This is a genomic window from Bacillus sp. DTU_2020_1000418_1_SI_GHA_SEK_038 (genome assembly GCF_032341175.1).
GTDB lineage: Bacteria > Bacillota > Bacilli > Bacillales > Cytobacillaceae > Cytobacillus.
Genome location: NZ_CP135435.1, coordinates 3001205 through 3014446, shown reverse-complemented (window position 1 = coordinate 3014446; position 13242 = coordinate 3001205). Strand labels below are relative to the sequence as shown.

Sequence of the window (13242 nt, the reverse complement as noted above, 5' to 3'; positions counted from 1 at the left end):
TTAGAGGACATACTTGAATTGAAGTTATTAAATAATAGAATCAGGGTGCATCATATGAAATCGAATGACTATGTTAAATACATTACCGAAACTGTTGTCAAGTATATTGATCAGCCAAAAGATGAGCGCAAGAAAAGCAGATTAGAGAAGAAGGATATTAAAGAACCATTCTTATATCGGTGGTTCGGATTGATCCCTTATGTCCTCTACTTTAATTTAAAGAGGAAAAAAGAAAACAAATATGAAAAGAAACCGTTCAAAATTTGAGCGGTTTCTTTTTACGTCTAGCTCCAGCACCTAGCCCCTCGAGGTCATAAGCCAATCCGTCAAAAAGGTTAAAGAACAACCTTTCTGCCGGATTGTCTTATGCTTGTCGGGGCTGATCAAGGCGCTTCCGCTTTTGTTATTACACAGCCATATCAGTTAAATAAAACAATCCTCCATTGACAATGGATATTTTCACCTTAGGCTCGTATTGTTCCTTCAAGGCCGTTTTTTCAATTTCATAACTTTCATCCTTTTCTTCTGCCTCTTCATAAAAATGCTCAAGTAGATTTAGGTCCTTGTCCCAGCGCTCTCTAGCTTTTATAGCCCAAGAGTGATCCTCTTGTTCAATTTGATATTTTAAGAAATTTTCCACTCTTGAGATTCCGCTTCTTGGCATAATTAGTGGGGAAAGTGTAAATGAATAGTCTGGAATTTTCGGTGTTAGCTGCAATTGAAGCAACCTATCATGAAAATTTTCAACCATTTGTCCATTTATTAATTGAAGTCCAATTGATTTAAATACGTCCCTTTTTCGATCACATTCATAGGAAATGCGGACATTCATTGCAAGCCATGGCCTCAAAGGGATTTGTTGCCCAGGTGTCTGATGATGGTTTTCATATAATCGAATATAACCCGCTAAGCTTTTGGTTGTTTGAAAAATTTGGTGCAGGCGCGGCGAGCCAAAGTGAATGCTTTCTCCTTTAATATGTTCCGGAGCTTGCTGCGGGTTAGTTATTAAAGTAAGCCTCATCGGATTAGGCATTCCTCCGGTTTTCTCCAAGTAATGCCAGTAGAATGGTCTATTCATAAGTTCTTTATCAAGATCAATCGTTAGTTGGACAGTCATGTAGCCTTGCCCATTTTCTGTAATTTCACAGCCGTTTGCATGGAAGTATCTTTCAAGAAATTTATGAATTTCTTGTTGCTGCATTTTGTTCACCCTCCCGCATTTCTTCAGCAAATTGAATCATCGATGTTAGGTTCTCCATTTTTATTCTCATTTCACCCTCTGAGGCAGATTTACCGAATATATCAATTAGGTGATCCTCAACATTTCCGAAATCCAGCTTAGAAAGAATATCATCTAAATCGCCAATCACCTTTTCGAAAAGATTAATTTTCTCGTACAACAGCTTTAATACATGTTCTTCAACAGTATCCTTTGTAGCAAAATTATAGATCATGACATCCTTTTCCTGTCCAAGACGGTGAATACGCCCAATTCTTTGTTCGAGCCTCATTGGGTTCCATGGCAAGTCAAAATTAATGATGTGATTACAAAACTGAAGATTAATCCCTTCACCGCCTGCTTCTGTTGCAATCAGCACCTGAGCGTTTTTTTGAAAAAGTTCACGCATCCAGTCTTTCTTGCCTCTTTTAAACCCTCCTCGAAAGGGTACTGAAGTGATGCCATATTGCTTGAGAAACCATTGAAGATACATTTGTGTTGCCCGATATTCTGTGAAAATAATAACTTTATCGTTAATTTGCTGAATTAATTCAAGTGCTTTCTCCGCTTTAGAGTTTTTTTGTACGGCTTCAACCTTTTCAACTAAATATTGAATTTGCTTTTGATAGGCGATAGTTGGTTCTTCTTGTCTTTCTAGCATGTTTTTTAATGTATAATAAACAGCTTCACGGCTGCTGCACGCCTCGCGCTGAAGGGTCATCACGGAAAATTGGCTAGAGCTGATCCAATTGCCATCTCGCCGCAAGTTAGTGACTGCTTCATAAAGATCTCTTTCTTCTTTTGAAAATTCAATAGGAATCGTTTCAACAACTCGTTTTGTCCACTCGATGCCTGTATCAGCACGCCGATTGCGAATCATTACTTTATTCACTAATTCCTTTAAATGCTTGTCATCATCTAGGTCACGAGCATCCTTACTGTATTTTCGATAAAAAGCAGATTCATTTCCTAAATGGCCGGGCTTTAATAGCGAAACAAGATTAAAAATTTCACTGATGCGATTCTGAATAGGTGTAGCTGTTAAAAGCAAGCAAAACTTCTTTTTTAAATTTTGTACAAACTCATAGTTCTTGGTTTTATTATTTTTGAGCTTATGTGCTTCATCTATAATGATTAAGTCATAATCTTGCTTATTAATAATATCTCTATGAGGATTCCGTTTAGCCGTATCAATAGATGATACAACCACATCACACTGCTCCCAAACATAGCTTTTCCTCTGGGTAACAGCTGGAATGAAAAACTTGGTGTTTAGTTCAATGGCCCATTGAGTTACAAGAGAGGCCGGTACAAGAATTAATACTTTTTTGACTAAGCCGCGTATCATGTATTCTTTTAATATTAATCCTGCTTCTATTGTTTTTCCTAAACCCACTTCATCTGCAAGAATGGCTTTTCCATTCATATTTTCTACTACTTGCTTTGCCACCTCCAGCTGGTGAGGCAATGGAGTAAGACCTGAAAGATGCTTAGGGGCCTGCAGACCCTCAAATTCAGGGATCGTTGTATGATTTTCAACCTCTATCGCTAGTTTATAAAGTTCCCAGTTCCCCCATGGTCCGTCCTGCACGATTCTTGTTAAAAAGTCCTCCTGCCATGAAGAATCAAATTCAATATTTACTGTCATAAAACTTCTCCTTTGAAAGCTGTCTAGCTTTAGCGCCTGCCTCAGTTATAGTGGACATTTGGACCATCGAGGCGCTTTCCGCATTTCTTTTATATGAGAAAAATATTAACCATTGCTCAAATAGGTTTCTAATGGTAGGATAATAATAGCTTTGAAAGTTTTGAAATTTGCCACAACCACTTAGTTTAACGAGTGATTTTATTAAAGGAAAAAGGTTTCAAATTGGATTCAAGGCTAAAAAGTATGTTTTTAAGGAACGTATTTGCGTTTAGTATGACCAATTTGGAAAATTTTATAAATACGGATGATGATAAGGGGAGAGACTACATTTTGTAGCGCCGAAGGAGCAAGCAATTTCAGTTGTGAATCTCTCAGGCAAAAGAACCCTTGTTTGACGTAGCTCTGGAGAGTGCTTCTTAATTAGGGAAGCCACCAAAGGGGAAAGCCGGTTATCGGTAAACTTTCAGGTGCAAGGACAGGGATCTTCTCTATTTTAAGGGGGATTTCTGCCCTTTTTTAGTGTCTGTAATATGTCTAGCTTCTGTGTCTAGGCGCTTACCGCATTAAATTGGCGAATTTCTAAACTTTTAAAAAGGATAAAAAGGGGGACAAGTGAATGTCACAGTTAAAACGTACACCATTATTCGATGTTTACAAAGACTATGGTGCGAAGACAATTGACTTTGGCGGCTGGGATCTGCCTGTTCAGTTCTCTAGCATTAAAGAGGAGCATGAGGCAGTTCGTACAAAAGCTGGGTTGTTTGACGTATCCCATATGGGTGAAATAGAAGTAAAAGGCCCAGACAGCCTAAACTATCTTCAAAAAATGATGACAAATGACATCTCAAAACTAAAAACTTTTGGTGCCCAGTACACAGCCATGTGTTACGAAAATGGCGGGACTGTTGATGATTTACTTGTCTATAAATTTGCAGATGATCATTATTTGCTAGTTGTAAATGCTTCTAATATTGAAAAAGACTATCAATGGCTCACAGACCATCTTGAAGGAGATGTGACAATCGAGAACCTTTCCGACAAGACGGCTCAGGTTGCTATTCAAGGTCCGTTAGCGGAGTCTGTTCTTCAAAAGCTGACTGCTGAAACAAATTTATCAGATATCGGTTTTTTTAAATTTCAAGATCAAGTCGATATAAATGGCAAAAAAGCTCTTGTTTCCAGAACGGGTTATACAGGAGAAGACGGCTTCGAAATTTATTGCGATGCCAATGATGTTGTAGCTATTTGGAAGGATATTTTAGAAGCCGGAAAAGAAGAAGGGGTAATCCCTTGCGGATTAGGTGCCCGTGATACATTGCGCTTTGAAGCCAACCTTGTACTATACGGCCAAGAAATTTCTCCGGAAATTTCTCCACTTGAAGCGGGAATCGGTTTTGCCGTAAAAGTGAATAAAGAAGCTGATTTTATTGGTAAAGAAGTTCTTTTAAAACAAAAAGAAGAGGGTTTAACAAGAAAATTAGCTGGAATTGAAATGATTGATCGTGGAATTCCGCGTCATGGCTATCCGGTATTCAAAGGTGAAGAGCAAATTGGAGAAGTAACAACAGGTACACAATCTCCAACTTTAAAGAAAAATATCGGCTTGGCCTTATTAAATACCGAAAATACGGCAATTGGAACAGAAGTTGAAGTAGAGATTCGCGGGAAGCGCCTAAAAGCAGTTGTGGCAGCGACGCCTTTCTATAAAAAAGGGAAATAACAGGAGAGGAGACATAATAATGAAACATCGCTATTTACCGATGACAGAGTCAGATAAAAAAGAAATGCTTGCTACAATCGGTGTGAACTCAATCGATGAATTATTCAGTGATATTCCTGAACGAGTAAGATTTAAAGGTGAATATAACATTAAACCTGCAGCAACTGAAACAGCATTAATGAAAGAGCTTTCGTTAATGGCACAAAAGAATGCTGATCTTAAGAGCAATACCGCTTTTATTGGAGCAGGTGTTTATGATCATTACATGCCTGTAATTGTTGATCATGTACTTTCACGTTCTGAATTCTATACAGCTTATACACCATACCAGCCAGAAATCTCTCAAGGAGAGCTTCAGGCAATCTTTGAATTCCAAACAATGATTTGCGAATTAACAGGTATGGATGTGGCAAACTCTTCTATGTATGATGGAGGAACTGCTCTTGCTGAAGCTGGAACGCTAAGTGCTGCTCAAACTCGCCGTAATAAATTATTAATTTCGAGCGCAGTACATCCAGAATCAAAAGAAGTTGTAAAAATGTATGCAAAAGGCCAAAACATTGAAGTTGTTGAGGTCCCACATAAAGATGGTGTAACTGATGTCGATGCATTGAAAGAAATGATCAATGATGATATTGCTGGGGTAATCGTTCAATATCCAAACTTCTTTGGAAGAATTGAGCCAATGAAAGAGCTTGAAGAAATTATTCACGCACAAAAATCATTATTTGTCGTATCAAGCAACCCGCTAGCACTTGGAGCACTAACACCTCCAGGAAAATTCGGTGCTGATATTGTTGCTGGAGATGCGCAAGTTTTCGGAATTCCGACAGCATTTGGCGGTCCTCACTGCGGTTACTTCGCTGTTACGAATAAATTAATGAGAAAAGTTCCTGGACGTCTTGTTGGACAAACAGTAGATGAACAAGGGCGCCGCGGTTTTGTACTAACGCTTCAAGCGCGTGAACAACATATCCGCCGTGAAAAAGCGACTTCTAATATTTGTTCAAACCAAGCGTTAAATGCTCTTGCTGCATCAGTAGCAATGACGGCATTAGGAAAGCAAGGCGTTAAGGAAATGGCTATAGCTAATATTCAGAAAGCCAATTATGCTAAAAAAGCATTTAAAGAAAATGGCTTTGAAGTAGTATTTGAAGGCCCGTCCTTTAATGAATTTATCATTAAATTAAATACACCTGTAAAAGAAGTAAATCAAAAACTTCTAGAAAAAAGTATTATTGGCGGATATGATTTAGGCCGTGATTACTCTGACTTAAAGAACCATATGTTAGTTGCTGTTACTGAATTAAGAACGAAAGAAGAAATTGATACTTTTGTTAAAGAAATGGGGGAGTACCATGCATAAGGATGATCAAGCACTCATTTTCGAATTAAGCACACCTGGCCGCATCGGTTATAGTCTCCCGGAAATGGATGTTCCGGAAACTGATATTAATGAACTGGTTCCAGCGGGCTTTCTAAGAGAAGAAGAACCAGAGCTGCCAGAAGTATCTGAATTAGATATTATGCGTCACTATACTGCACTTTCTAATCGTAACCACGGGGTTGACTCTGGTTTTTACCCGCTTGGTTCTTGTACAATGAAATACAATCCGAAAATCAATGAAAATGTGGCACGTTATGCTGGATTTGCTCATTTGCATCCGCTTCAGGATGAAAGTTCTGTTCAAGGTGCTTTAGAGTTAATGTATGATCTTCAAGAGCATTTAATTGAAATTACGGGTATGGATCAAGTTACACTTCAGCCAGCAGCTGGCGCTCATGGAGAATGGACAGCTTTAATGATGGTCCGTGCGTTCCATGAAGCAAATGGTGATTTTAAACGTACGAAAGTAATTGTTCCTGACTCAGCACATGGTACAAACCCTGCTTCCGCTGCGGTTGCCGGCTTTGAAACAATTACTGTTAAATCGAATGAAGATGGACTAGTAGACTTGGAGGATTTAAGACGAGTAGTAGGCGAAGATACTGCTGCACTTATGCTTACTAATCCAAATACATTAGGGCTGTTTGAAGAAAATATTCTTGAAATGGCAGAAATTGTTCACGGTGCAGGCGGAAAGCTTTACTATGACGGAGCTAACCTAAACGCTGTTATGTCTAAAGCACGCCCAGGAGATATGGGATTTGACTTAGTTCACCTTAACCTGCATAAGACATTCACTGGTCCACACGGCGGTGGCGGTCCTGGTTCAGGCCCTGTAGGCGTTAAAGCAGACTTAATTCCTTATCTTCCAAAGCCAGTTTTAGTTAAACAAGGCGATCAATTTGTATTAGATTATGACCGTCCTCAGTCTATTGGACGTGTGAAGCCTTATTACGGAAACTTCGGAATTAATGTCCGTGCCTACACGTATATCCGTTCAATGGGTCCAGATGGCTTAAAGGCAGTAACTGAATATGCAGTATTAAATGCAAACTATATGATGAGAAGACTTCAAGGCTCTTATGACCTTCCATTTGATAGACATTGCAAACATGAGTTCGTATTAAGCGGAAAGCGTCAAAAGAAACTTGGCGTTCGTACACTTGACATTGCGAAGCGTCTGTTAGATTTCGGCTACCATCCTCCTACTATTTACTTCCCATTAAATGTGGAAGAATGTATCATGATAGAGCCGACTGAAACTGAATCTAAAGAAACTCTCGATGCCTTCTGTGATGCAATGATTCAAATTGCAAAAGAAGCAGAGGAGAATCCAGAAATCGTTCAAGAAGCACCTCATAGCACGGTCATTGGCCGTCTTGATGAAACAATGGCTGCTCGTAAGCCAGTGCTTCGCTATCAAAAACAATAATATATATATAAAAGACCTCTGCATAGAAAATGTGCAGAGGTCTTTTGGCACTGACTACAGCTTTTCGTATTATTTTGTCTTAATTTTACCAGACCATTTTTTAAATCCGCCTTGAAGATGTGATAGGTCTTTATAGCCTTTACGATGAAGAAACTGGGCAGCTCTGCCGCTTCTCATGCCGCTTTGGCAATATAAGTAGACAGGCTTGTCAGGTCTAAGCTCCTTCAAGCGCATTTTCATCTGTGATAGCGGAATATTTCGAGCTCCTAGAATATGTCCATTCTCAAACTCATTTGGTTCACGGACATCAATTAGCTGGGCTTTTCTGTAGCCCTCGCGAAATTGTTCTTCTGTCAATGTCTTGACAATTCTCTTCTGGTATAACCATGTTATTAGGGAATACGTAAGAAATCCGCCTGCCATGATTAGAAGGAAATATAGTGTTTCCAAAATGTCTTTCTCCTTTCGCACTAAAGCTTGCCTTCTCTATTATATAAGTGTTCTATAAGACGAGTAAAGGAAATCAGACAAATTCCATGCAAAAATCATGCTGCTTTGATTTTTAGCTTTTTTTTGATAGACTAAAATCGCATACATAAATGAGAAAAAGAGGTTAATGCAATGGCAAAAGAAACTTGGCGTTTTATTGATTCAGGTGCTGGTACCCCATCTTTCAATATGGCACTGGATGAAGCATTGCTTGATTGGCATAGTGAAGGAAAAATTCCTCCGACAATTCGCTTCTATGGATGGAATCCTGCAACTCTTTCAATTGGTTATTTTCAAAAGGTTGATAGAGAAATTGATATGGAAGCTGTTAAGCATCATGGCTTAGGATTCGTCCGCCGGCCAACTGGAGGAAGAGGCGTCCTGCATGAGCATGAGCTTACATATAGCGTAATTGTATCGGAAGAGCATCCGGAAATGCCGAAAACAGTTACTGAAGCTTATAGAGTTATTTCTGAAGGCATTCTTAAAGGATTTCTCCATCTAGGAATGGATGCATATTTTGCAGTTCCGAGAACGGAAGAGGAAAAGGAATCTTTGAAAAATCCTCGTTCTGCCGTTTGTTTTGATGCTCCTAGCTGGTATGAGCTTGTTGTAGAGGGAAGAAAGGTAGCTGGAAGCGCACAAACTAGACAGAAGGGCGTTATTCTTCAGCATGGCTCAATTTTACTCGATATTGAAGAAGACAAGCTCTTTAGCCTGTTTAAATACCCAAGTGACCGGGTGAAGGAACGGATGCAAAAGGCTTTCAAAAATAAGGCCGTCGCAATTAATGAAATTAGTAAAGAAAGAATTACGCTTGAGCAGGCAAAAGAAGCATTTCGGGTAGGGTTTGCTGAAGGGCTTGATATTGAATTGGAGCCATATGAGCTCAACATGGATGAATTAGCATATGTGAATAAAATTGCAAAAGAGCGCTATGAACAAGATGAATGGAATTTCAAACGATAAAGGCGGGCCAGATGGCACCGCTTTTTGTTTATCTTCAAAAAGGTTTAATTCACCATTTTGCTCCTCATCCTATGTTAAAATATTCAGTAAAGAAAAAAGATAAAGGAGATTATAGGTGTGAAAGAGATTAAAACCGTATCCATCATAGGCTTAGGGGCATTGGGGATCATGTTTGGTCACTATCTGTCTAACAAAATGCCAAAAGAGAATCTAAGAATTATTGCTGACAAAGGACGAGTAGATAAATATCAGAGGGAACAGGTTTACTGCAATAATGAACGTTGCGATTTTCAATATGTAACACCTGAAGAGCAGGTAGACCCAGCTGATCTGCTAATTTTTACGGTAAAAAATGAGGGACTATCTGATGCAATCCAAGCCTGCAAAAATCATGTAGGGGAACATACGATTATCCTATCTGCATTAAATGGCATAACAAGCGAGGGGATTATTGGTGATGCATACGGAATCGATAAGGTTCTATACTGTGTGGCACAGGGAATGGATGCCGTTAAGGCAGGGAACCAATTGACTTATGATCATATGGGGATGCTTTGCTTTGGTGAACAATATTCAGACGAAGAATCAACTGAAAAGGTCAGAGCGGTTGCGGACTTCTTTGATAGAAAGGAATTTCCTTATCAAATTATTCCTGAAATGTATAAACATTTGTGGAGTAAATTTATGTTAAATGTCGGTGTTAATCAAACCGTTGCGGTCTATGAAGGCAATTATGGCGAAATTCAAAGACTAGGAGAAGCAAGAGAGACGATGATTGCTGCGATGAGAGAGGTAATGGTTCTATCTGAAAAGGAGGGAATCCATTTAACTGAAGCGGATATCGAGTATTGGTTAGACGTCTTAAGTAAATTAAGCCCAGAGGGAAAGCCATCGATGGCACAGGATTTAGAGGCTAAGCGCTTCAGTGAAGTTGAACTTTTCTCAGGAACTGTTTTAGCATTAGGGAGAAAGCATGGGATTTCGACTCCGGTAAACGAAAAGTTCTATAACCGTATCAAAGCAATTGAAAATGAATATTAAGCTTACGTTTAATTGCTCGTGATTTGTATGATACACTCGGTCAGAAATCATTAGTAAGCTTCAGGTGAAAAATAGGATTGAGGCGATTAGCATCGCAGAGGAAAAGGGCTGGATTTAAAACAAACTAAAAATAGCAGCAAAGACCAAAGCTATGGTTCTTGCTGCTATTTTTTTAGTTTATAAATTAAAACTTCCAACATCTTAATAGGAGTTGGATAGCATCTTCTAATTCATTTTCACGAATTCCAGCAAAACCAAGAACAATTTGCGCGGGAATCTCATGTTTTTTTTCTAGTGAGTAATGGGATAATGGATAAACCTTCATGGCATTCTCAGCTGCTTTTTGAACAAGTTCCCCCTCACTCATGCCATTATTAACAACGAGAACGATATGAAGGCCAGAGTGTTCACCAATGATGGCGAGCTTATCTTGATATGGTTTTAATAATTCAACAACTTTTTCGAGTTTACGACGATAAATCTTTCTCATTCTATTTAAATGTCTTTCAAAATCCCCCTCCTTCAAGAACTGAGCTAGAATATGCTGGTCAATTCTTGAGACGGAACATGAATGGTAGAACGGCAATTCCTCTTTATATTGCTGTAAAAGAGGTTTTGGCAGCACCATATAACTAATTCTGATTGATGGCATTAATGATTTTGAAAATGCACCTAAATAAATCACTTTTTCATGAATGTCCATGCTTTGCAAGGAGGGAATTGATTTTCCGCTATAGCGAAATTCACTATCATAGTCATCTTCGATAATATAACGATCTTTCTCAGCTGCAGCCCACTTTAACAGCTTAGTTCGGCGGTTTACCGATAATACAGTTCCATATGGAAAGTGGTGGGAAGGAGCTACATAAACGATATTGATGTTTTTATCATTAATAGGTTCTACTTTTACTCCTTCCTCATCTATTTCAAGAGTATGCACTTCATTTGGAAAGCCCTTAAGAATTTGCAATATCAAATGGTAACCTGGATCCTCCACACCATAAACCATTTTTTTATCAAATAGAAGAAAGAGCTGCTGCAATAAAATTTCGATACCTGCCCCAACAATTATTTGTTCTGGTGAACATTGTACCCCTCTGGCTTGATACAAATAGTGAGCGATTTCTTGCCGCAATTCCATCTCCCCTTGTAACTCGCCAAGCAGCAGCAAAGAATGATTTTCTTTTGTGATTGTATTTTTTGCGTATTTTCTCCATACGGAAAATGGGAAATTTTCAGTGTCAATCATGCTTGGATGGAAATTGTATTTTATATATTCCTGACTTATTTTTGTATTTTCCTGTAAGGAATGGTTTGTTTGCATATATTCTAAGTCTTCATGTGTCATGACAAAATATCCTTTACGCGGGTAAGCCTCGACATATCCTTCTGCGGTCAATTGCTGATAGGCTGTTTCCACAGTATTTTGACTAATTTTTAAAAAATCAGCTAATTTCCGCTTTGATGGCAGTTTTGTTCCGTATTGTATGCGTCCTTCTATTATTTCCTTTTTAATATATAGGTATAATTGGTCATACAATGGTATTTCACTAGATCTATTTAAGTGACATGATAACATTTCCATTTTTATAAAACCTCCTTAATACTGGACTGGTTATATTTTGTAAAACTGACACTTTCAATACGGTCAATTGCTCTTTATACTAATCAATAGATTCAAAAAATTCAATAGTTTATGAAACGGAATGAGACAAATAACATTTCTAATTATAACTGACCCTATTAAAACATATATAACTGACACTTTCCAGAAGGTCAATAAATTTTTATACTAATCAATAGATTCGTAAAATACAATAGTTAAATGAGATGGAGTGTGAAATATGGAAAAATTATTAGGAACTGAAACTGTAAAAAGAGGCATGGCTCAAATGCAAAAAGGCGGCGTTATTATGGACGTTGTGAATGCAGAGCAAGCAAGAGTAGCAGAAGCGGCAGGTGCTGTTGCTGTAATGGCATTAGAAAGAGTGCCTTCTGATATTCGCGCTGCCGGCGGGGTTGCAAGAATGGCTGACCCTCGTATTGTTGAAGAAGTAATGAATGCAGTATCAATCCCAGTAATGGCTAAAGCTCGTATTGGTCATATTGTGGAGGCAAGAGTATTAGAGGCTATGGGTGTTGACTACATTGACGAAAGTGAAGTATTAACGCCTGCAGACGAAGAGTTCCATTTATTGAAGAGTGATTTCACTGTACCGTTTGTTTGTGGCTGCCGTGATCTTGGAGAAGCTGCACGCCGTATTGGCGAGGGCGCAGCAATGCTGCGTACTAAAGGTGAGCCTGGTACAGGTAATATTGTGGAAGCGGTTCGACATATGCGTAAAGTAAATGCGCAGGTTCGCAAAATTTCTGTGATGAGCAATGATGAATTAATGACAGAAGCAAAGGTTCTAGGTGCGCCTTTTGAAATTTTAAAGCAAATTAAAGAACTAGGAAAGCTGCCAGTTGTTAACTTTGCTGCTGGTGGTATCGCTACTCCTGCTGATGCTGCATTAATGATGGAGCTTGGTGCGGATGGAGTGTTTGTTGGTTCAGGTATCTTTAAATCCGAAAATCCTGAGAAATTTGCAAGTGCAATTGTTCAAGCGACAACTTATTACACTGATTACGATTTAATTGGGAAGCTTTCAAAAGAGCTAGGAGCTGCAATGAAAGGAATTGATATTTCCAAGCTGTCTCTTGAAGACAGAATGCAGGAGCGTGGATGGTAATATGACAACAATCGGGGTTTTAGGGCTGCAGGGTGCCGTTGCCGAGCATGTAAAACAAATTGAAACCTTGGGATTAAAGGCTGTTGTTGTAAAGAAACCAGAGCAGCTTGAACAAATTAATGGACTAATTCTCCCTGGCGGTGAGAGTACAGCGATGCGAAATCTTATCGACCGCTACAATTTTTTCGATCCATTAATAGAATTCTACACGGCTGGAAAACCCATTTTTGGAACTTGCGCTGGTATGGTATTAGTTGCTAAGGAACTTGTTGATTCAGAAAAATCCCACCTGAAGATTATGGATATTACTGTAAAGAGAAATGCGTTTGGCCGACAAATTGCCAGCTTTGAAGCAGATCTTAATATAGCTGGTATTGACGATCCTTATAAGGCTGTTTTTATTCGTGCACCTTATATTGAAATTGCGGGCGAAAATGTAGAGGTTTTAGCAAAACATGATGAGAAAATTGTTGCGGCAAGAGAAGGGAATGTTCTTGCTTGTGCTTTCCATCCAGAGTTAACTTCTGATACTCGTTTTCTTCAACTATTCGTTAAAATGGTAGAGAGTCAGATGCAAAAAGAAGTGCAAGTAGGATAAATGTTTT

The 13242-nt window shown here is 38.8% G+C and carries 12 protein-coding genes, 1 pseudogene and 1 riboswitch; of the genes and pseudogenes, 9 read left to right on the top strand and 4 right to left on the bottom strand.

Annotation, left to right across the window (positions count from 1 at the left end):
• Positions 1-54 precede the first annotated feature (54 nt).
• The gene (locus RRV45_RS14975) at positions 55-267 is read left to right on the top strand and encodes a YqzE family protein (RefSeq protein WP_315665497.1); all 213 of its coding nucleotides are present in this window, start codon (positions 55-57) and stop codon (positions 265-267) included.
• A gap of 139 nt (positions 268-406) precedes the next feature.
• Here RRV45_RS14975 and RRV45_RS14970 read toward each other — a convergent pair whose 3' ends face one another.
• Together RRV45_RS14970 and RRV45_RS14965 are read right to left on the bottom strand one after the other, a co-directional pair.
• The gene (locus tag RRV45_RS14970) at positions 407-1201 is read right to left on the bottom strand and encodes a YqhG family protein (RefSeq protein ID WP_315665496.1); all 795 of its coding nucleotides are present in this window, start codon (positions 1199-1201) and stop codon (positions 407-409) included.
• Positions 1179-2867 carry a DEAD/DEAH box helicase gene (locus tag RRV45_RS14965; RefSeq protein ID WP_315665495.1) on the bottom strand — a complete coding sequence of 563 codons (1689 nt, stop codon included), beginning with the start codon at positions 2865-2867 and terminating at the stop codon, positions 1179-1181. Before RRV45_RS14965 ends, RRV45_RS14970 begins: the two co-directional genes overlap by 23 nt.
• Before the next feature lie 304 nt (positions 2868-3171).
• Positions 3172-3264: riboswitch (glycine riboswitch) on the top strand.
• 219 nt (positions 3265-3483) lie between these two features.
• On the opposite strand from RRV45_RS14965, the gene gcvT reads away from it, so the two are divergent.
• The 3 genes from gcvT to gcvPB are packed head-to-tail and all read left to right on the top strand — an operon-like array spanning position 3484 to position 7406.
• Entirely contained in the window at positions 3484-4587 is a 1104-nt protein-coding gene (gene gcvT, locus RRV45_RS14960; protein WP_315665494.1) for a glycine cleavage system aminomethyltransferase GcvT, read from the top strand.
• A 19-nt stretch (positions 4588-4606) separates the two neighbouring features.
• Complete coding sequence (gene gcvPA, locus RRV45_RS14955) at positions 4607-5953, top strand: aminomethyl-transferring glycine dehydrogenase subunit GcvPA (RefSeq protein ID WP_315665493.1); 1347 nt, start codon at positions 4607-4609, stop codon at positions 5951-5953.
• The gene (gene gcvPB, locus RRV45_RS14950) at positions 5946-7406 is read left to right on the top strand and encodes an aminomethyl-transferring glycine dehydrogenase subunit GcvPB (RefSeq protein ID WP_315665491.1); all 1461 of its coding nucleotides are present in this window, start codon (positions 5946-5948) and stop codon (positions 7404-7406) included. The genes gcvPA and gcvPB overlap by 8 nt, the downstream gene beginning before the upstream one ends.
• A gap of 69 nt (positions 7407-7475) precedes the next feature.
• Here the strand turns inward: gcvPB and RRV45_RS14945 are convergent, their stop codons facing one another.
• The gene (locus tag RRV45_RS14945) at positions 7476-7856 is read right to left on the bottom strand and encodes a rhodanese-like domain-containing protein (protein WP_315665489.1); all 381 of its coding nucleotides are present in this window, start codon (positions 7854-7856) and stop codon (positions 7476-7478) included.
• Between the two features lie 171 nt (positions 7857-8027).
• Here RRV45_RS14945 and RRV45_RS14940 point away from each other — a divergent pair, with 171 nt between their 5' ends.
• The 3 genes and pseudogenes from RRV45_RS14940 to RRV45_RS14930 all read left to right on the top strand — a co-directional run.
• Positions 8028-8864, top strand: a complete 837-nt coding sequence (locus RRV45_RS14940) for a lipoate--protein ligase family protein (protein ID WP_315665488.1) — start codon at positions 8028-8030, stop codon at positions 8862-8864.
• A 117-nt stretch (positions 8865-8981) separates the two neighbouring features.
• On the top strand, positions 8982-9905 hold the full coding sequence (locus RRV45_RS14935) for a ketopantoate reductase family protein (protein ID WP_315665487.1): 924 nt from the start codon (positions 8982-8984) through the stop codon (positions 9903-9905).
• Positions 9906-9945: 40 nt separating this feature from the next.
• A pseudogene (locus RRV45_RS14930) lies at positions 9946-10023 on the top strand (DNA-binding response regulator); the annotation flags it as partial.
• 66 nt (positions 10024-10089) lie between these two features.
• Here RRV45_RS14930 and RRV45_RS14925 read toward each other — a convergent pair.
• Entirely contained in the window at positions 10090-11490 is a 1401-nt protein-coding gene (locus tag RRV45_RS14925) for a MocR-like pyridoxine biosynthesis transcription factor PdxR (protein ID WP_315665486.1), read from the bottom strand.
• A 259-nt stretch (positions 11491-11749) separates the two neighbouring features.
• Here RRV45_RS14925 and pdxS point away from each other — a divergent pair, with 259 nt between their 5' ends.
• Both pdxS and pdxT read left to right on the top strand, forming a co-directional pair.
• Positions 11750-12637: a pyridoxal 5'-phosphate synthase lyase subunit PdxS gene (gene pdxS / locus RRV45_RS14920; protein ID WP_315665485.1), complete on the top strand. Its 888-nt coding sequence runs from the start codon at positions 11750-11752 to the stop codon at positions 12635-12637.
• A 1-nt stretch (position 12638) separates the two neighbouring features.
• Positions 12639-13235, top strand: coding sequence for a pyridoxal 5'-phosphate synthase glutaminase subunit PdxT (gene pdxT, locus RRV45_RS14915; protein ID WP_315665483.1), 597 nt, complete (start codon positions 12639-12641; stop codon positions 13233-13235).
• Positions 13236-13242: the final 7 nt, after the last annotated feature.

Coding starts and splice junctions, on each gene's coding strand:
- RRV45_RS14975 (WP_315665497.1), top strand. CDS start 55: ATGAAATCGAATGACTATGTTAAATACATTACCGAAACTGTTGTCAAG.
- RRV45_RS14970 (WP_315665496.1), bottom strand. CDS start 1,201: ATGCAGCAACAAGAAATTCATAAATTTCTTGAAAGATACTTCCATGCA.
- RRV45_RS14965 (WP_315665495.1), bottom strand. CDS start 2,867: ATGACAGTAAATATTGAATTTGATTCTTCATGGCAGGAGGACTTTTTA.
- gcvT (WP_315665494.1), top strand. CDS start 3,484: ATGTCACAGTTAAAACGTACACCATTATTCGATGTTTACAAAGACTAT.
- gcvPA (WP_315665493.1), top strand. CDS start 4,607: ATGAAACATCGCTATTTACCGATGACAGAGTCAGATAAAAAAGAAATG.
- gcvPB (WP_315665491.1), top strand. CDS start 5,946: ATGCATAAGGATGATCAAGCACTCATTTTCGAATTAAGCACACCTGGC.
- RRV45_RS14940 (WP_315665488.1), top strand. CDS start 8,028: ATGGCAAAAGAAACTTGGCGTTTTATTGATTCAGGTGCTGGTACCCCA.
- RRV45_RS14925 (WP_315665486.1), bottom strand. CDS start 11,490: ATGGAAATGTTATCATGTCACTTAAATAGATCTAGTGAAATACCATTG.
- pdxS (WP_315665485.1), top strand. CDS start 11,750: ATGGAAAAATTATTAGGAACTGAAACTGTAAAAAGAGGCATGGCTCAA.
- pdxT (WP_315665483.1), top strand. CDS start 12,639: ATGACAACAATCGGGGTTTTAGGGCTGCAGGGTGCCGTTGCCGAGCAT.